This window comes from Aeromonas veronii bv. veronii, assembly GCF_000820225.1.
Lineage (GTDB): Bacteria > Pseudomonadota > Gammaproteobacteria > Enterobacterales > Aeromonadaceae > Aeromonas > Aeromonas veronii.
Genome location: NZ_CDDK01000018.1, coordinates 134,689 through 151,952, shown reverse-complemented (window position 1 = coordinate 151,952; position 17,264 = coordinate 134,689). Strand labels below are relative to the sequence as shown.

Below are 17,264 nucleotides of genomic sequence, written 5' to 3'. Positions count from 1 at the left end.
AACTATGAACTTATCCATTAAAAACAAGCTTGTTCTGGCTATCGGGGTCATCATTTTGGTGATCACCTGCCTGCAGGTCTGGTACAACACCTCGCAACTGCGCAGCGAGACCCAGCGACTGGTCTGGAACATCATCGACGAAAGCTCCATGGCCAACGTCAAGGGGATCTCCCGCTGGGTCGACTCCCGGATCAGCATGGTCAGCACTACCAAGGAAGCATTCGCCAAAGAAGACGAGCCCATCAGTCATCTGGCCCAGTCCATGAATGCCGGTGGCTTCGATCTGGTCTATGCCGGTACCGCAGACGGCAAGATGATCCAGAGCAAACCAACCGACCTGCCTGCCGGTTATGACCCCCGTCAACGCCCCTGGTACAAGGACGCGGCCGCCGCAGGCAAGCTGGTCATTACAGCCCCCTATGCCGACATCTCCACCGGCCAGCTGATTGTTACCATTGCCGAGCCGTTCCAGCGTGGCAATACCCAGGGGGTCATCGCCGGTGACGTCTCCATCAGCTCACTGATCTCGGACATTCTGGCGGTCACCACCGAGGGCACCTACGCCATGCTGGTGGACAGCAATGGCACCATCATCGCGCACCCCGATGCCTCCCTGAGCCTGAAATCCGCCACCGCTCTGGCACCGGAGCTGACTGCGGCCTACATCAATCAGGTCGCCCATGACGGCATGATCAACGAGCTGGTGATCAGCGGCAAGAAAGAGGTCTACGACTTCAATGCCATTCCCAATACCAACTGGTATTACGGCATGATGGTGGATGAAGAGATCGCCTACCAGTCGGTACGCCGCATGGTTACCTCCTCCCTCATTCAGGGGCTTATCACCATACTGATCGTGGCAGGCTTCTCCTATGTCGCCATCAACAGCTCGCTGGCCCCTCTGAAAACCCTGGGCGAAGCGATTGCCGATCTCTCCCGTGGCAACGGCGATCTGACCCGCCGCATCAAGATTGAACGTGAGGATGAAGTAGGCGCGGTTGCCAAACACGTCAACACCTTCATCGAGCGGATCCATGTGATGGTGCAGGATATCTCCAACTCCTCCGGCCAGCTCAACCAGCAGGCCAAGTCCTCCCACAGCATGGCGGAAAAAGCCAATCAGGGGCTGGCACGCCAGCAAAACGAGATCTCCCAGATCGCCACTGCGGTACACGAGATGTCAGCCACCGCAGTCGAGGTCGCCAGCAACGCCGAGCAGACCGCCGAAGCGGCCCGCAGCTCCTCCAGCAGCTGCGAGCATGGCAAGCAGGTGATCGCCCGCAACCAGCGCTCCATCACCGATCTGGCCACCCAGGTGGAACAGGCCTCCAACATCATTCAGGAGCTGGAGAAAAACGCTCAGGAGATCAACACCATCCTCTCCACCATTCAGGGCATCGCCGAGCAGACCAACCTGCTGGCACTCAACGCCGCCATCGAAGCGGCACGTGCCGGTGAACAGGGCCGCGGCTTTGCAGTGGTAGCCGACGAGGTGCGCGTCCTGTCACAGCGTACCCACAGCTCCACCGTCGAGATCCGCAATATGATCGAAACCCTGCAACGCAATACCCAGGGAGCGGTCAGTACCATGCACGAAGGCCAGCTGCTGGCCCAGAACAGCGTGGATGATGCCAACAACGCCACCCATGCGCTGGAACAGATCACCACCTCGATCAACCAGATCTCCGACATGGCGACCCAGATCTCCAGCGCGGCTGAAGAGCAGCGGGCCGTCACCGACGAAGTAAGTCGCAACATTCAGGCAGTGAAAGATGTCTCGGACGAACTGGCAGTGGATGCAGACAGCTCACGCCATCTCTCTGAACAACTTAAAAATATTTCGGGTGAACTGAGCAATCAGGTCGGCATGTTCCGCATTTGAGCATGAGCAAAAGGGGCCGTACAGGCCCCTTTTATTTTTCTAAATAGCGCTTAATTTTCAGTGAGTAATCTCACATTACCCGCCAAATACCCCGCCTTGAAATCCTTGTAATTCGTCTGGAATTATCAGATCACCGCCGTGGTCACTGCAGCATTTCGGATTACCTATTTCTATCCGAATAGATAAATGCCAATAATTCTCATTAAAAAATTACAATAAAAAACTTAAAATTTTTTTCGCGAGTACCTAAAAAGAGAGGTGATTCGCATTTTATTGAAAGAAAACTACGTACAATCCAGAAGTTAAAGTGCTCGTAGCTAGGTGTTCAACTGCTCAGTAACACCAAAAAATGACGATAATAACGACATTTTCATCCAGGGATTTGGGTGTTTTATAGAAAAATAACCAATAAAAAGGGAATAAAACCTAGCAGTTTGACTTGCATCAAGCCTGAATTTTTTTCATAGAGCAAAATCGTGCCCAGCAAATCTATCCCTAAGGAGGCAGATGTGGATATTATCAAGACCGATGTGGCCATCATCGGTGCTGGCGGTACCGGCTTACGCGCCGCTATCGCTATAGCCGAATCACAGCCAGACCTGGACATCGCCCTGATTTCCAAGGTTTACCCGATGCGCAGCCACACTGTTGCTGCCGAAGGCGGCGCCGCCGGTGTCGTCCGTGATGACGACTCCCTCGAAAACCACTTCAACGACACCGTCTCCGGTGGTGACTGGCTGTGCGAGCAGGACGTAGTGGAATACTTCGTCAACAACGCGACCAAAGAGATGATCCAGCTGGAGCACTGGGGTTGCCCCTGGAGCCGCAAGCCGGATGGCAAAGCCAACGTGCGTCCGTTTGGTGGCATGAAGGTTCCCCGTACCTGGTTCGCCGCAGACAAGTCCGGTTTCCATATTCTGCACACCCTGTTCCAGACCTCCGTCAAATACCCGAGCATCAAGCGCTTCGACGAGCATTTCTGCCTTGATCTGATCGTGGACGACGGCCGTGTCCAGGGCGTACTGACCTTCGACATCCAGAACGGTATCACCCGCTTCATCCAGGCCAAATCCGTGATCGTGGCAACCGGCGGCGCTGGCCGTGTCTATCGCTACAACACCAACGGTGGCATCGTCACCGGCGACGGCATGGCACTGGCCTACCGTCACGGCGTACCGCTGCGTGATATGGAATTCGTCCAGTATCACCCGACCGGTCTGCCGGGCACCGGCATCCTGATGACCGAAGGTTGTCGTGGTGAGGGGGGCGTCCTGCTGAACAAGGATGGCTACCGCTACCTGCAAGACTACGGCTTGGGCCCGGAAACCCCGATCGGCCAGCCGAAGAGCAAATACATGGAGCTGGGTCCGCGCGACCGCGTTTCCCAGGCATTCTGGCAAGAGCAGCAGAAAGGCCGCGTCATTCAGGGCCCGATGGGCGATGTGGTTCACCTTGACCTGCGTCACCTTGGCGAGAAGTACCTGAAAGAGCGTCTGCCGTTCATCTGTGAACTGGCCAAAGCCTACGTCAACGTGGATCCGGCCAAAGAGCCTATCCCGGTACGTCCGACTGCCCACTACACCATGGGTGGTATCGAGACTGACAACAAGTGTGCCACCCGTCTGCCCGGCCTCTACGCCGCGGGCGAATGTGCCTCCGTCGGTCTGCACGGTGCCAACCGTCTGGGTTCCAACTCCCTGTCCGAGATCGTGGTATTCGGCAAGCTGGCAGGTGAGCAGGCAGGTGAATTTGCCAAGACTCAGAAGCATGGCAATACCGAAGCGCTGGCCGCCAAGGCCGAGGCGCTCATCAAGCAGCACCTCTCCCTGATGGACGTAGACGGTACTGAAAACCCGGCAGACATCCGCAACGAACTGGGCATGTCCATGGAAGCCGGTGTCGGTATCTACCGTACCGAAGAGCTGATGCAGGGCACCATCGACAAGATCAACGAGCTGAAAGCCCGTTACAAGAAGGTCAAGATCAACGACAAGTCCTCTGTCTTCAACACCGATCTGCTGTACGCCATCGAACTGGGCTACATGCTGGACGTGGCTGAAGCCATGGCGCACTCCGCCATCAATCGTAAAGAGTCCCGCGGTTCCCACCAGCGTCTGGATGGTTACGAAGAGCGCGATGACGTGAACTTCCTCAAGCACACGCTCTCGTTCTACAAAAATGGCGAAACGCCCTCCATCGATTACTCCGATGTGAAGATCACTAAGTCCCAGCCGGCAAAACGCGTGTACGGCTCCGAGGGTGAGAAACAAGACGAGGCTAAGAAGAATGGCTGAGATGATTGAAATTGAGATCCTGCGCTACCGTCCGGAACAGGATAACGAGCCCTGGATGCAAACCTTCCAGGTGCCATACCAGAGAGAGATGTCTCTGCTGGACGCCCTGCAGTACATCAAGGATCACCTGGACTCTACCCTGAGCTTCCGCTGGTCCTGCCGAATGGCGATCTGCGGCTCCTGCGGCATGATGGTCAACGGTGTGCCCAAGCTGGGTTGCAAGGCGTTCCTGCGCGACTATCTGCCGGGCAAGATGACCGTCGAGCCGCTCAACAACTTCCCGATCGAGCGCGATCTGGTGGTCGACATGTCCGACTTCATCGAGAAGCTGGAGAGCATCAAGCCGTACATCATCCCGAGCGAGCCGCGCAGCCTGTGTGATGGCGAGTACATCCAGACTCCGGCCCAGATGGCGCAGTACAAGCAGTTCTCCCAGTGCATCAACTGTGGTCTCTGCTACGCGGCCTGCCCGCAGTACGGTATCAACAAGAAGTTCACCGGTCCGGCGGCACTGGCTCTGGCCTATCGCTACAACGTCGACAACCGTGATGCCGGCGCCAAAGAGCGTATGCGCATCATCAGCCAGGACGAAGGCGTCTGGGGCTGTACCTTCGTGGGCTACTGCTCCGAAGTGTGCCCGAAAGGCGTCGATCCGGCGGCGGCCATCCAGCTTGGCAAGGTCGAAAGCGCCAAGGACTACATGATCGCCATGTTCAAGCCAGATTGAGAGCAGGATTGAGACCATGAACAACACTGATAGCAAACGTAAACCTTACGTCCGCGAAATGAAGAAAGACTGGTGGCTGAAGAACGCCTTCTACACCGGTTACATGATCCGTGAAGGCACCAGTATCTTCGTCTCCATCTACGCCGTTGTGCTGATGTGGGGCCTGATGCGCCTGGTTCAGGGTCAGGAAGCGTTCAACGGCTGGCTGGAATCCCTGCAAAGCCCGATCGCCATCCTGTTCCATGTCGTCGCTCTGGCGGCATGCCTGTTCCATGCCAAAACCTGGTTCGCCCTGGCGCCGAAAGCCATGCGCATCTTCCGTGGTGAAGACCTGGTACCGGAGAAGCCGATCGTTCTCGCCCAGTATGTGGCGCTGGCGGTGGTGTCCCTGCTTGTCCTGATCATCGTGGCCTGAGGAGAAAACAATGAGACGTTCTGACGAACCAATTTACTGGGGTCTGTTTGGTGCGGGTGGCATGGTCGTTGCCATGCTGCTGCCGGTCATTGTCCTCATCACCGGTCTGCTGGTGCCCATGGGCATCATGGATGTGGAAACCATGAGCTATGACCGCGTGCACGCGTTCGCCAGCTCCTGGTGGGGTGCCTGCATCCTGCTGGTGATCATCGCCCTGCCAGTCTGGCACGGCATGCACCGTATCTACCACGGTCTGCACGATCTGGGGATCCACACCACCAAGCTGCACCACTATGTGTTCTATGGCTTTGCCTTCCTGGTATCTGCCATTAGCGTCGGCTTGCTGATGGTGCTGGTACTCCAGTAATCACATCTGACTGACTGACTGATTGATTGATTGAGCAAACCGGGCCTCGTGCCCGGTTTTTTTTTGCCCCGCTATCCCGCCCCTGCTTTTTATTCACTCAAACAATTCGATAAAAACCAGATTATCGTCCAATCATATGGCGATCACAGTCACATAACCCCAATACATTCGTCATTTGTAGCAAACCATTTTGACCACCATCAATTTAGTGACATCCATATCAATTATAATTATTCAGATTAAATAATTATTCATATGGAGCTAGCTAATGACAGACAAAACACGCTCGGTGAGCATAGGCAGTTACCTGGCACTGGCCTTCGCCGTGGTCTTCTTCTCCGGACTGTTGCAATCCGGCGAGTGGTACGGGGTATTCGATTTCACCACGCTGAACGGTTCGTTCGGTACCATGGTCCAGAGCGTCAGCGAGAATGGTGACGGCATCAAGACCGCCATGACCGACATGCGCGGCAAAGGGGGCAACGGGGCGAGAGACGGCTTTCTGTTCGCCCTGACCCTGATCCCCACCGTGATGTTTGCTCTCGGTATGATCAATGTGCTGGAACACTACGGCGCGCTGGAAGCGGCCCGCAAGTTACTGACCCCGCTGCTGCGTCCGCTGATGGGGATCCCGGGCAATACAGGTCTGGCACTGATCGCCTCCCTGCAGAGTACCGATGCCGGTGCCGCCATGACTCGTCAGCTCAAGGATGAAGGGCTCATCACCAAGCGTGAAACCGACGTGTTCACCATGTTCCAGTTCTCCGCAGGTGCCACCATCGTCAACTTCTTCTCCTCCGGCGCCGTACTGTTCACCCTGACGCTGGCAGATGGCAGCCCGGCGGTCAGCTCCTCCATCGGTCTGGCTGTCATCGTGATGTTCGCCTTCAAATTTGTCGGGGCCAACCTGTTCCGGGTCTACCTCAATATGAGCGAAGGCAAGCAGACCGATAACAACACCCAGCAGACTCTCAACACTCAGGAGCAAGCCAAATGAGCCAGGCCAACATCAAGAAACCCATCGTCACCGATATCTTCGTCGAAGGGGCCAAGAAGGGCTGGGTCATCGCCACCACCTCCACCGTACCCAACGTACTGATGGCCTTCGTCATCATCAAGGCGCTGCAGATCACCGGCGCGCTGGATGCTATGGGCGCCATCTTCTCCCCCGTCATGGCCATCTTCGGGTTGCCCGGTGAGGCGGCAGCCGTGCTGATCGGCGCCTGGATGTCGATGGGCGGTGCAGTCGGTGTGGTCATCACCCTGTTCGATCAGGGGATCCTCAACGGCACTCACATCGCCATTCTGGCGCCAGCCATCTACCTGATGGGCTCCCAGGTGCAGTACATGGGCCGCATCCTCGGCTGTATCGGCACCGAAGGGCGTTACATCCCCATCATGGTCGCCATCTCGGTACTCAACGCCTTCGGCGCCATGCTGGTGATGAACATCCTTCTCTGACCCGAACCTGATAGTGGAGCAAGCAATGACTTTTTCTCTGGATCAATATCTGGCCGAACTGGCCCCGCTGATCAATCTGGATTGCGGATCCCTCCACCAGCCGGGCATTGCGGCAGTGGCCGACCTGATGGCTGCCAAATATGAGGCCATGGGCGGCTGGCAGATCAAGCGGGTCGACTGTGGCGCCGCCGGGGTGGGGCTGGAGATCCGCAACCAGCCTGATGCGGCGCAGATCGATGTAATGCTGATCGGCCATATGGATACCGTCTTCCCCCTCGGCACCGCCGCCGCCCGCCCAATGAGCATCGATGGTGAGCGCGCTTACGGCCCCGGTGTCTCCGACATGAAATCCGGCCTGCTCAACATCGTCTATGCCCTGCGTGAACTGCCCCGCGAGGTGCGCGATCGCCTGAGCATCTGCGTCTGCATGAACCCGGACGAGGAGATTGGCTCCCTGCACTCCAGCGACTGGCTGGCAACGGTGGCCAAACAGGCAAAACAGGTGCTGGTGGCCGAAGCGGCCCGCGCCGATGGCTCGCTGGTCAAGGCGCGCAAGGGGATGGCCCGTTATCGCATCGACTTCACCGGCAAGGCGGCTCACGCGGGCAACGAACCGCAGAAGGGGCGCAGCGCCATCACCGAGCTGGGCCACTGGATCCTGGCCATCAACGCCCTGACCAACTTCGAGAGCGGCACCACCCTCAACATCGGCATTGTCGAGGGGGGCAACGGCGCCAACATAGTGCCGGCACATGCCAGCGCCGTGGTGGATGTCCGTTTCTGGGACAATCAGGAGTACCACCAGATCAACGATCATCTGCTGACCCTGGCCGAGCGGCCCCATCTGGACGGTGTCACCATCCAGCTGACCCGCGAGGCCCACAAACCGGCCATGGTGCCGTCAGAGGGCACCCAGGCACTGATACAGCTGGTGGAGGAGTGTGGCGCCGAACTGGGACTGCCAATCAGCTGGCAGGAGGTGGGGGGCGGCTCCGATGCCAACCTGACCGCCGCCCTCGGCATCCCCACTCTGGATGGTCTGGGCCCTATCGGTGCCGGTTTCCACAGTGACGAGGAGTATCTGGATCTGGCCAGCATTGCCCCGCGCATCGAGCTGCTGGTGAAGGTACTGACCCGTCTGGCAGCCTGACAAGCTCTCACGTAGAAAAGGGCCAGCCGGTTTGCACCGGCTGGCCCTCTGTTTATCTGCTCCCCCTGAATGACAGCAACCCTTCGCTATTACTCCATCGGTGGCAAGAAGCGGCGCATCACCTCATCCGTATGCCCCCCTTCCTGAAATGCCACCAGCGACTGATTGAGGATGTTCACCAGCTGGTGACCGCGGGGGGAGCCCTTGCTCACCAGCAGATAGAATCCCTTGCGGCTGGGCAGGGCGAGATTGAGCAACCCGCTCTCGCTGCGGTAGATGCCAAGGCTGATGCCTGCCACCATAGGTTCGATTTCGCTCGGCAGAAAGTCGCAGCGATCCCGTTCCAGCATATCGAGCGCCTGCTGCAACTGTTTGACCCGGCGTGGCTCCTGCGCAAGCCCGTAGGGGGTGTAGTTGTAGCCAATCACCCCGCACACCCGGGAACGATTGACCGTCTGCAGATCTGGCGGTTCAGGGTAGCGGCGCTTGAGATAGAAGAAACCGAGGTGGGTGTAATAGAGGGGAACGCTGTAGAAGGCAAACTCGGCCCGCTCCGGCTTGTAGCTGGCATCCCAGGTCAGCTCGCACAGACCATTCTGGCGATAATCCGCCAGCTCCTGCTGCACCCGCGCCCAAGGCAGATAGCGGATCTGGTGCGAGAGCCCGCTCTGTTGCAGGGCATCGAGCACCAGCGTCGTCGCCGAACCTGTCAGGCGGCTGGTATCGGGCACCCCGTCCTTGCGCTCCCAGTAGGTAAAGGGGGCCCACTCGTTGCCCTCCCCCAGACAGATCTTCACTGGCGGCTCTTTCCCCCATAGCGCGGGGGACAAGATGGCCATCGCCAATCCCGCCCACCATGTTGCCACTCGTCTCATCTCCCGCTCCCGGACTGTTTATCCCTCTTGCAGCTTAGCCCAGAAGGGATAGAGCTCACTTTGCAGGGGCGCTTTCATGCCACAACGCCAGCAAATTGGCCGGAATGGCACCATAACGAAGCTGCGGCGTCTGGTGCCAGTCAGCCAGCTTTTGCAGGGCTTTCGCCAGATCCTGTGCAAGCGTGCGGGTCACTCTCACACCAGCTTCCAGATAGAGGCTCTTGATCTCGAAGATCCCCTGCTGGCGATGGGCCTTGGCATCCATCCTGCCCACCAGCTTGCCACGATGCAGCAAGGGCAACACGAAGTAACCGTACTGACGCTTGGGGGCCGGGGTATAGCACTCGATGCGATAGTCAAAATTGAACAATTCACTGGCCCGTTTGCGATCCCACACCAGCGGGTCGAACGGCGACAAGGCGGTAGTATGGGTTGCCTTGAGACGGCCTTCCTCTGCCTGCACCAGCTCATCAGCCAGCGAGGCATGCACAAAGGCGCCGTGCTGCCATCCCTCGACACGTACCGGCAGCAGCTCCCCCTCGTCCGCCAGCTGATGGAGCAGGGCGTCATATTTGCCGCGCCGCAGCCGATAGTAGTCAGCGACCCAGCCAGTTTTGATCAGCCCCAATGCCCGGCAACTAGCGCACACCATATCCCGCTGCGCCTGCTCGACGCTCGGCAGATCCCGCTCGTCACGCCACTCGGGGATGACCCGCTCGGCCAGGTCATAGACCCGCTGAAAGTTGCGCCGCTCCCGCACCATCAGCTGACCGGTGGTAAACAATACCTCCAGATGGCGCTTCTCCGGTTTCCAGTCCCACCAGCCGTTCCCCTTGCCGGTTGTGCGTTCAAAGTCGGCTGCCCGCACCGGGCCGTGCTGGCGAATGCGCTCGATAAGCAAGTCGATCTCCTGCTGATGGGTGGCAAGCCAGTTGGCTGAAAACTTCCAGCCCATGGCGACGGGGTCGAGCATCCGGTGGCGCAGCAATCGGTAATCTTCGCGGGGCACAAAGCAGGCCTCGTGGGCCCAATATTCGAAGATCTCGCCGTCGGCCAGCAACTGCTCCAGCCAGCGAGGTTCATACTGGCCAAGGCGGCTAAAGAGCACCAGATAGGGGCTGCGCGCTACCACCGAGATGGTATCGATCTGAAGCAGCGCCATGCGGCGGATGGTAGCCAGCAGATCGGCCGGGGTCGCCTTGCTGCGACGGGGGGCGAGCAGCCCTTGCGCCGCCAGTTGCAGATGACGGGCATCTTGCAGTGACAAATGGGTAATCGACATCAACAACCGCTCCCTGGTATCTGACCATCGCGCGCCCGGCAGATGGCCAACAAAACCGGGGGAGGTCCCACGCTGGCATGCCTCCCCACCCTTTTTTGCCTGCGCCGCTATGAGTGGACCGGGGGCAAGACCAGCTGATTCACCACCAGCATGATCTCTTGATAAGTGGCCTCGACCGTCTCGGGGGTCGGCTCCAGAATCAGGTCATCGGCATAGCCGTTGATGAGGGCGGTGATCTGACGCGCCAGTCGCCGGGCATCGTCCGCCACAAACTCGCCGCTGTCGATCCCCTTTTGCAGGATCTGCTCCAGCACCTCGCGCCACGCCAGAATGATTTTGCGGTAGCTCTCGGCAAATACCGGGTCGCGCAGTGACTCGTTCCAGGCATCCAGATAGATGGCCCAGGAGGCATCCTGACTGGTCGGCAGGTTGTCCCGCACAAAGAGCGGCAACGCTTCGCGGGCCGGCAGCGGTAACAGCCACTCCCGCTGCTCGGCGATCTCCTGATAGGTGAAACGCTCCACGGCGCAGAGGCAGAGCTCCTTCCAATCCTTGAAATAGTGGTAGACGTGACTGCGCGCCAGACCGGTGCGCTCGGCAATATCACGGGTTGACGATGCCGCCATCCCCTTCTCTCGAAACAGGGCCAGTACGGCCTCGATGATCATCTCTTTGCGCTGTTCTGCTGATGGGCGTGCCATCTGACCTCCTGCAATATCCATCGTTCTGCTTGACTTTGAGCAGTCGCTCAAACAAACTTTGAGCACTCGCTCAAAATTAGCGTTTCCGACATCTTAGGAGATAACCCATGACAACACCAACCACTTCGGCAGCCAGTTGCGACGAGCAGGCCACGCCGTTGCCACACTCGGTCGGTCGTTCGCTGGGGGCGATTGCGCGGGCCAATCCCCTCAAGCTGGCGGGCACCTTCTCGCTGGTGGCCCTCGAAAACATCCTGCTGGTGGTCTATCCCCTGTTCGCCGGCTTTGCCATCGACGCCATCGTCAAGGGCCAGTGGCTGCAGGCCTCAAGCTACGCCCTCATCGTACTGCTGTTCTGGCTCATCGGCGCCCTGCGCCGGGCAGTCGATACCCGCACCTTTACCCATATCTATGCGGCACTGGCGGTGCCGGTGATCCTGACCCAGCGCCAGCAGCAGGAGGGGCAATCTACCATAGTGGCGCGGGTCACCCTGGCGCGGGAGTTTGTCGACTTCTTCGAGAAACATATCCCGATCCTGGCCACCAGCCTGATCTCCATCGTCGGGGCGGCCGTGATGCTGATGGTGATCGAGTTCTGGGTCGGCATCGCCTGCATGGGGATATTGCTGCTGTTCGGCCTGCTGCTGCCCGGCTTTTCGCGCAAGAACCAGCTGCTGCACGAGCGGCTCAACGATCGGCTGGAACACGAGGTCAAACTGGTCACCCATGCCCAATCAGCCAGCCTCTCCCGCCACTACCGCGCGCTGGCCTGGCTCCGCATCAGGATTTCGGATCGGGAGGCACTCGCCTTTCTGGCGGTCGGCATCAGCGCCTCCCTGCTGTTCCTGCTGGCCATCACCATGCTGATGGCCCAGCCCCAGGTCTCGGCAGGCCATGTCTATGCTGTGATGACCTACCTCTGGAACTTTGTCACCAGCCTGGATGAGGGGCCCGGTCTTGCCGATCAGCTGGCCCGGCTGAGAGACATAGGCCGCCGGGTCAATACCGCCCAACCCGATGAAATGATTTGATATTTTGTATCTGTAACCGGAGTAGAAGATGAATCCGACCACCCTTTGCCAACGAGCGTTGACCATGTGCATCAGCTGTTTTTTCCTCGCCGCCTGCGGCCCCAAGATGAGCGACTTTGAGCCCAACACCAGCTACTGGTTCAAGGAGAAACCGGCAGAGGAGAGCGCCCCGCTGGCGCAAGACCTGAAGGTGGATATCGCCATCATAGGTGGCGGCTACAGCGGCCTCTCCAGCGCCTGGCATCTGGCCAAAGCCAATCCGTCGCTCAAGATCGCCATCTTCGAAGCCAAGCAGGTGGGCAGTGGTGCCTCGGGCCGCAACGGCGGCATGGTGTTGCCGGGCTCCGAGGTGATGGACCTCTACGAAGAGGGGGATGCGAGCAAGCGTCACTACGATCTCACCGTCGCCAGCATGCGCAAGCTGCAGGCGCTGGTGGCCTCAACCGGCGTCGAGGCCAACCTCAAGCTCGATGGCTATGTGGAGGCGATCCTCGATGAGGAGGATATAGCCGAGTACCGCGACTATGTGAAAACCGCCAATCGCCTCGGCATCCCGCTCCTGTACTGGAACGCCGATACCACAGAGGAAAAACTCGGCACCGATCGCTACGTGGGGGCGGTCTACGACCCCAATGGCGGTCAGGTACACGCCATGAAACTGGTCAATGCCCTGTGCAAGGCGGTGGAGCAGGCGGGCGTTACCATCTACGAACAGAGCCCGGTAATGGGGATCAAGGAGGGCAAGCAGATCGAGCTAAATGTAGCCGACAAGTACAAGGTGACCGCCGACAGCATAGTGCTGGCGACCAATGGCTATACCTCAAAACTTGGCTACTTCAGCAGCCGGGTCTTTCCGGTACACGCCCAGAGCGCCGTCACCGAGCCGCTCACCAAAAAGCAGCTGGCCGCCATCCAGTGGCAGAGTCGGGTGCCCTACTACGACCCCCGCAACATCCTGTTCCATCTGGTATTGACCCCGGATAACCGCATCGTCATCGGTGGTGGCAATGCCGAGTACGTCTTCAACGACGGCCTCAACTACAAGGGCGATCTCAATCGGGTCAGCGAGATGATGATGACCGAGCTGGTGACCCTCTATCCGGCCCTCAAGGGGATCAAATTTGAACAGGTGTGGGACGGGGTACTCGGCATGACCGGCGACAGCACCGAAGCAGTGGGGGTAATGGGGGATCACAAGAACATCTACTACGCCCTCGGCTACAACGGCCACGGCATCAACCTCTCCTTCCTGTTTGGCGATATTGTGGCCAGCCTCTATCAGGGCAAGGAGCACCCCTGGTTCAACCACGCCGAGCAGACCCTGCCGATGTGGCTGCCGCCAGAGCCGTTCAAGTCAATCGGCGTCAAATCTGCCTTGATGTACTACCAGTGGCAGGACAAGGGCTACAAGGAGTAATGCCGGGCGAATCCGACGAGTAACAGACAAAGGCACGCCTCAGGGCGTGCCTTTCTGCAATACCGCCACATCGGCGTGGGGGAAACTGAGTTCGGCTTGCCAGCGAGCGGCCAACACCTGAAACGATGCCTCGGCAAAGAAGATTATGTGGGTCGGGTCGTGGCGATAGCGCCAGCTTTTAAACCGCTCGTCACTGAGTACCCGCTGGGTCTGCAACACCAACAGGCCACCAGGCTTGAGGCAATCCCACAACTGCGCCAGCACCGTGCGCGGCTCGGCGATATGCTCTATCACCTCGGTACTGGTGATGAAGTCATACTGACGCGTCAGCAACTCGGGAAAGTCGGCATAGAACTTGTCATATCCAACCATGTCGTAACCCGCCTCACGCCCCATCGCCACCAGCGCTGGGCCCGGGCCACAGCCAAAATCGAGGCCACTGGCAGGAGTTGGCACCCGACTCAGTACCTCACCAAATGCCCGCATCAGAAAGGTGCGATAACGGGGATCATCAACCTGGTTGTCGTGACCGTCATAGACCGCCTTCTCCGCAGCCTCATCCAGATGATCCGCCTCATCCAGCCAGACCAGCTCGCACGCGAGGCAGCGATGATAGCGCTTGCCAGCCACCGGCAGGGGATAACTGCGATGGCTGGCACACAGGGGGCAGCTGACGGTGGATGACATGGCGGTTCCTCTTGGGGGCTTCCTGTTGGATAACAGCGGCGCAGATTGCCTGCCCGCAGCCTCGCTGACAACTTTTTTTGCTCCTTAAGGGTTTCTTAAGTTTGCCCTTTTACTCTCAAACCATCGCAAGAGAAGGAGTCACCCATGACCATCGAGATCCAGGCCCCCTACCGATTGCTGCTAGCCAAGTCCCCGCAGCAGGTCATGGCGCTGCAAACCTATATCCAGGCCGCCTACACCCTCGAGTTCAACGCCCGCATCCCCCATTTTCTCCCCTGTCTGCTGGGGCTCTATCGGGCGGACGGGACGCTGGTCGGCGCCTGTGGTCTCAATCATGCCAATGAGGGGGCTCTCTATCTGGAACAGTATCTGGAGCAACCCATCGAGGCCGCCATCAACACCCGCCTCGGGGTCTATCCGGCACGCAACCGCATTATCGAAGTGGGCAATCTGGCCTGCAGCGAGCCGGGCAATGCCCGACTGATGTTCGCGGCCCTGTGTCGTCTGCTGTGTGAAAACGCCCTCGACTACGTGGTCTTTACCGGCACTGCCAAGCTGCGCAACAGCTTTGCCCGCCTGCAACTCAATCCGGTGGAGCTGGCTCCCGCCCAGGCCCATCAGGTGGGAGCCGACGCCGACGCCTGGGGTGAGTACTACCGTTGCCAACCCAAGGTGATGGTGGGCGACATAAATCAGGGGCGCGAGGTGCTGGCCCAGAGCAGCCTGCTGCTCAATCTGCTGGCCCCCATGCCAACCCTGTTTGACGATGCTGGCGAGAGCAGTGATAACCAGACCCATCAAAAAAGGTGCGCCCAATGAGCCTGTTCGACGCCATCGCCAAACATGCCCACGAGGATCCGCAATCCCCTGCGCTGCTGAACAGCCAGCAGCGTCTCGATTACCAGACCCTGTGGCAACAGATCCAGCGCCTGGCCAGCCAGCTGCAACAGCTCGACATCAGCCGTCTGGCGCTGCAACTGGACAACGGCCTGCCCTGGGCGCTGCTGGATCTCGCCTGCACCCGTGCCGGTATCGTGGTCATTCCGGTGCCCCACTTCTTCAGTCAGGCCCAGCAGGCCTGGTTGCTGGAGAGCAGCGGCGCCGATGCGCTGGTGGGCCCACATCATCAGGGGTGGCATGCCGCCGAGCCGCTCTCGCTGATCACCGGCGAGCTGCCGCTCTGGCGCTATATCCCGGCCAATCGACCGGCGCTGCCCAAGGGCACTGCCAAGATCACCTACACCTCCGGCACCACGGGCCAGCCCAAGGGCGTCTGCCTGTCACTGACCCAGATGATGGCGGTAAGCCATGCGCTGGCCGAGCGTGTCGCGCCAGCCAAGGTGGAAAAACACCTGACCCTGCTGCCGCTGGCCACCCTGCTTGAGAACATCACCGGCCTCTATGTGCCGCTGCTGACCGGCGCCTGCAGCCGCATTCCGTCCCTCGGGGAGCTCGGTTTCACCGGATCCAGTTCGCTCAATCCAGCCATGCTGGGGGAGGCCCTGCTGCGCTGGCCGACCCACAGTCTGGTGCTGGTCCCCGAACTGCTGCGCCTGCTGCTGGCGCTCTGCACCAGCACCCCGACGCTGGCCCAGCAGCTCAAGAGCCTGCGCTTTATTGCCGTCGGTGGCGGCAAGGTAGCACCCGACCTGATCAAACATGCCCGCCAGCTCGGCCTGCCGGTATACGAAGGGTATGGCCTCTCGGAGTGTGGCTCCGTTGTGGCGCTCAACAGCCCGGATGCTGACAAGCTCGGCAGCGTCGGCCGCCCCCTGCCCCACTGTCAGGTCACCATCGCCAGCGACGGCGAAATTATGGTGAGCGGCAGTGCCATGCTGGGCTATCTCGGCAGCAACGAACCAACTCCCGAACAGATCGCCACAGGCGAACCTTCTGCCATGCAGATCGCCACAGGCGATCAGGGCCACCTCGATGAAGAAGGCTACCTCCATATCACCGGGCGCAAGAAGAATGTCCAGATCACCGCCTTTGGCCGCAACTTCTCGCCAGAGTGGGTGGAGGCCGAGGCCCAGCTCTGCCCCGCCATCGCCCGCATCGTGGTGTTTGGCGATGGTCAGCCTGCCAACGTGGCGCTGATCCAGCCCCTTCCGGGCAAAGAGGCGGATCTGCCCCGCCAGATCGCCGGTCTGAACCAGCGGCTGCCCGATTATGCCCGCCTGCACCACTGGTTGCCGGTGGTACTCGACCAGCATCCCGGGCTGCTGACCGCCAACGGGCGCCCCCGTCGCAGCGAGATTTACCAACACTTTTCCCGGCAAATCAGCCAATGCCTTACAGGAGAATCGTCATGAGCTTCTATCAGACTCTGCAACAAGCCACTGCTCAGGAGCGTGAGCATCTGTTCAACGCCCCCATTATCGAAGCCTGTCGCCGTGGCGATATCAGCCGTGACACCTATCTCGCCTTTCTGGCGCAGGCTTACTACCACGTGCGCCACACAGTTCCGCTGCTGATGGCAACTGGCGGCAAGCTGGGTCAGGAGTACGAGTGGGTGCGCGGCGCCATTGCCGAGTACATCGACGAGGAGTATGGCCATCAGGAGTGGATCCTCAACGATATCCGCGCCTGTGGCGGTGATGCCGAGGCGGTGCGCCACGGCCAGCCGGGGCTGCCCATCGAGCTGATGGTCGCCTTCCTCTACGACCAGATCCAGCGCGGCAACCCCATGGGCTTCTTCGGCATGGTACAGGTGCTGGAAGGCACCAGCGTGGCCATCGCCCTCACCGTCGCCGACCAGCTGAAAAAGGGTCTCGGCCTGCCACCCCAGGCGATGAGTTACCTGAGCTCCCACGGCGCCCTGGATCAGGAGCACCTCAAGTTTTTTGAATCCTTGATGGATAAGGTCGAGAGCCCGGCAGATCAGGCCGCCATCATCCACGGGGCCAAGGTGGTCTATCGCCTCTACGGCGAGATGCTCTACAACCTCACCGCCACGCCGTAAGTCGGCAGCAGAC

Annotated in this window: 17 protein-coding genes; 13 read left to right on the top strand and 4 right to left on the bottom strand. The window is 59.5% G+C overall.

All coding sequences use genetic code 11. From position 1 onward, the window contains the following. The first annotated feature begins 4 nt into the window (after positions 1 to 4). From BN1139_RS06925 to BN1139_RS06890, 8 genes are all read left to right on the top strand, one after another. Positions 5 to 1,882 (top strand): methyl-accepting chemotaxis protein, encoded by a 1,878-nt coding sequence (locus BN1139_RS06925; RefSeq protein ID WP_005354019.1) that lies wholly within the window; start codon positions 5 to 7, stop codon positions 1,880 to 1,882. A gap of 509 nt (positions 1,883 to 2,391) precedes the next feature. Continuing rightward, a complete protein-coding gene (frdA, locus tag BN1139_RS06920) occupies positions 2,392 to 4,176 on the top strand; it encodes a fumarate reductase (quinol) flavoprotein subunit (protein ID WP_005335056.1) in 1,785 nt (594 codons plus the stop codon). Beyond that, complete coding sequence (locus tag BN1139_RS06915) at positions 4,169 to 4,903, top strand: succinate dehydrogenase/fumarate reductase iron-sulfur subunit (RefSeq protein ID WP_005335057.1); 735 nt, start codon at positions 4,169 to 4,171, stop codon at positions 4,901 to 4,903. The genes frdA and BN1139_RS06915 overlap by 8 nt, the downstream gene beginning before the upstream one ends. 16 nt (positions 4,904 to 4,919) lie before the next feature. Further along, complete coding sequence (locus BN1139_RS06910; RefSeq protein WP_005335058.1) at positions 4,920 to 5,318, top strand: fumarate reductase subunit C; 399 nt, start codon at positions 4,920 to 4,922, stop codon at positions 5,316 to 5,318. 10 nt (positions 5,319 to 5,328) lie between these two features. After that, entirely contained in the window at positions 5,329 to 5,685 is a 357-nt protein-coding gene (frdD, locus tag BN1139_RS06905; protein ID WP_005335059.1) for a fumarate reductase subunit FrdD, read from the top strand. Between the two features lie 268 nt (positions 5,686 to 5,953). Further along, positions 5,954 to 6,682 (top strand): nucleoside recognition domain-containing protein, encoded by a 729-nt coding sequence (locus tag BN1139_RS06900; protein ID WP_005335061.1) that lies wholly within the window; start codon positions 5,954 to 5,956, stop codon positions 6,680 to 6,682. Then, positions 6,679 to 7,146 (top strand): YjiG family protein, encoded by a 468-nt coding sequence (locus tag BN1139_RS06895; protein WP_005335063.1) that lies wholly within the window; start codon positions 6,679 to 6,681, stop codon positions 7,144 to 7,146. Before BN1139_RS06900 ends, BN1139_RS06895 begins: the two co-directional genes overlap by 4 nt. A gap of 25 nt (positions 7,147 to 7,171) precedes the next feature. Beyond that, positions 7,172 to 8,296: a M20 family metallopeptidase gene (locus BN1139_RS06890; protein WP_005354021.1), complete on the top strand. Its 1,125-nt coding sequence runs from the start codon at positions 7,172 to 7,174 to the stop codon at positions 8,294 to 8,296. A gap of 89 nt (positions 8,297 to 8,385) precedes the next feature. Here the strand turns inward: BN1139_RS06890 and BN1139_RS06885 are convergent, their stop codons facing one another. The 3 genes from BN1139_RS06885 to BN1139_RS06875 form a co-directional block, all read right to left on the bottom strand. Further along, positions 8,386 to 9,135 (bottom strand): substrate-binding periplasmic protein, encoded by a 750-nt coding sequence (locus BN1139_RS06885; RefSeq protein WP_085942001.1) that lies wholly within the window; start codon positions 9,133 to 9,135, stop codon positions 8,386 to 8,388. 91 nt (positions 9,136 to 9,226) lie between these two features. Continuing rightward, complete coding sequence (locus BN1139_RS06880; protein WP_005354033.1) at positions 9,227 to 10,453, bottom strand: winged helix-turn-helix domain-containing protein; 1,227 nt, start codon at positions 10,451 to 10,453, stop codon at positions 9,227 to 9,229. 107 nt (positions 10,454 to 10,560) lie between these two features. Next, a complete protein-coding gene (locus tag BN1139_RS06875) occupies positions 10,561 to 11,154 on the bottom strand; it encodes a TetR/AcrR family transcriptional regulator (RefSeq protein ID WP_005354035.1) in 594 nt (197 codons plus the stop codon). Positions 11,155 to 11,261: 107 nt separating this feature from the next. Between BN1139_RS06875 and BN1139_RS06870 the strand changes: the two genes are divergently transcribed. Both BN1139_RS06870 and BN1139_RS06865 read left to right on the top strand, forming a co-directional pair. Then, positions 11,262 to 12,185 (top strand): ABC transporter six-transmembrane domain-containing protein, encoded by a 924-nt coding sequence (locus BN1139_RS06870; protein WP_005354036.1) that lies wholly within the window; start codon positions 11,262 to 11,264, stop codon positions 12,183 to 12,185. A 28-nt stretch (positions 12,186 to 12,213) separates the two neighbouring features. Further along, entirely contained in the window at positions 12,214 to 13,602 is a 1,389-nt protein-coding gene (locus BN1139_RS06865) for an NAD(P)/FAD-dependent oxidoreductase (protein WP_005354037.1), read from the top strand. A 39-nt stretch (positions 13,603 to 13,641) separates the two neighbouring features. On the opposite strand, the gene BN1139_RS06860 is transcribed toward BN1139_RS06865, so the two are convergent. Next, a complete protein-coding gene (locus BN1139_RS06860; protein ID WP_005354038.1) occupies positions 13,642 to 14,289 on the bottom strand; it encodes a class I SAM-dependent methyltransferase in 648 nt (215 codons plus the stop codon). Positions 14,290 to 14,433: 144 nt separating this feature from the next. Between BN1139_RS06860 and BN1139_RS06855 the strand changes: the two genes are divergently transcribed. Genes BN1139_RS06855 through BN1139_RS06845 form a run of 3 tightly spaced genes read left to right on the top strand, consistent with a single transcriptional unit; the run spans position 14,434 to position 17,251 of the window. Continuing rightward, entirely contained in the window at positions 14,434 to 15,108 is a 675-nt protein-coding gene (locus tag BN1139_RS06855) for a thermostable hemolysin (protein ID WP_005354039.1), read from the top strand. Then, positions 15,105 to 16,601 (top strand): AMP-dependent synthetase/ligase, encoded by a 1,497-nt coding sequence (locus tag BN1139_RS06850; RefSeq protein ID WP_005354040.1) that lies wholly within the window; start codon positions 15,105 to 15,107, stop codon positions 16,599 to 16,601. Before BN1139_RS06855 ends, BN1139_RS06850 begins: the two co-directional genes overlap by 4 nt. Further along, the gene (locus BN1139_RS06845) at positions 16,598 to 17,251 is read left to right on the top strand and encodes an iron-containing redox enzyme family protein (RefSeq protein ID WP_005354042.1); all 654 of its coding nucleotides are present in this window, start codon (positions 16,598 to 16,600) and stop codon (positions 17,249 to 17,251) included. The genes BN1139_RS06850 and BN1139_RS06845 overlap by 4 nt, the downstream gene beginning before the upstream one ends. Positions 17,252 to 17,264 lie beyond the last annotated feature (13 nt).

What these genes read in the sequence shown, in the direction of transcription:
- BN1139_RS06865 (WP_005354037.1), top strand. Translation starts at nt 12,214, where the DNA reads ATGAATCCGACCACCCTTTGCCAACGAGCGTTGACCATGTGCATCAGC.
- BN1139_RS06875 (WP_005354035.1), bottom strand. Translation starts at nt 11,154, where the DNA reads ATGGCACGCCCATCAGCAGAACAGCGCAAAGAGATGATCATCGAGGCC.
- BN1139_RS06850 (WP_005354040.1), top strand. Translation starts at nt 15,105, where the DNA reads ATGAGCCTGTTCGACGCCATCGCCAAACATGCCCACGAGGATCCGCAA.
- BN1139_RS06895 (WP_005335063.1), top strand. Translation starts at nt 6,679, where the DNA reads ATGAGCCAGGCCAACATCAAGAAACCCATCGTCACCGATATCTTCGTC.
- BN1139_RS06910 (WP_005335058.1), top strand. Translation starts at nt 4,920, where the DNA reads ATGAACAACACTGATAGCAAACGTAAACCTTACGTCCGCGAAATGAAG.
- BN1139_RS06845 (WP_005354042.1), top strand. Translation starts at nt 16,598, where the DNA reads ATGAGCTTCTATCAGACTCTGCAACAAGCCACTGCTCAGGAGCGTGAG.
- BN1139_RS06890 (WP_005354021.1), top strand. Translation starts at nt 7,172, where the DNA reads ATGACTTTTTCTCTGGATCAATATCTGGCCGAACTGGCCCCGCTGATC.
- BN1139_RS06855 (WP_005354039.1), top strand. Translation starts at nt 14,434, where the DNA reads ATGACCATCGAGATCCAGGCCCCCTACCGATTGCTGCTAGCCAAGTCC.
- frdD (WP_005335059.1), top strand. Translation starts at nt 5,329, where the DNA reads ATGAGACGTTCTGACGAACCAATTTACTGGGGTCTGTTTGGTGCGGGT.
- BN1139_RS06925 (WP_005354019.1), top strand. Translation starts at nt 5, where the DNA reads ATGAACTTATCCATTAAAAACAAGCTTGTTCTGGCTATCGGGGTCATC.
- BN1139_RS06870 (WP_005354036.1), top strand. Translation starts at nt 11,262, where the DNA reads ATGACAACACCAACCACTTCGGCAGCCAGTTGCGACGAGCAGGCCACG.
- BN1139_RS06885 (WP_085942001.1), bottom strand. Translation starts at nt 9,135, where the DNA reads ATGGCCATCTTGTCCCCCGCGCTATGGGGGAAAGAGCCGCCAGTGAAG.
- BN1139_RS06900 (WP_005335061.1), top strand. Translation starts at nt 5,954, where the DNA reads ATGACAGACAAAACACGCTCGGTGAGCATAGGCAGTTACCTGGCACTG.
- BN1139_RS06860 (WP_005354038.1), bottom strand. Translation starts at nt 14,289, where the DNA reads ATGTCATCCACCGTCAGCTGCCCCCTGTGTGCCAGCCATCGCAGTTAT.
- BN1139_RS06915 (WP_005335057.1), top strand. Translation starts at nt 4,169, where the DNA reads ATGGCTGAGATGATTGAAATTGAGATCCTGCGCTACCGTCCGGAACAG.
- BN1139_RS06880 (WP_005354033.1), bottom strand. Translation starts at nt 10,453, where the DNA reads ATGTCGATTACCCATTTGTCACTGCAAGATGCCCGTCATCTGCAACTG.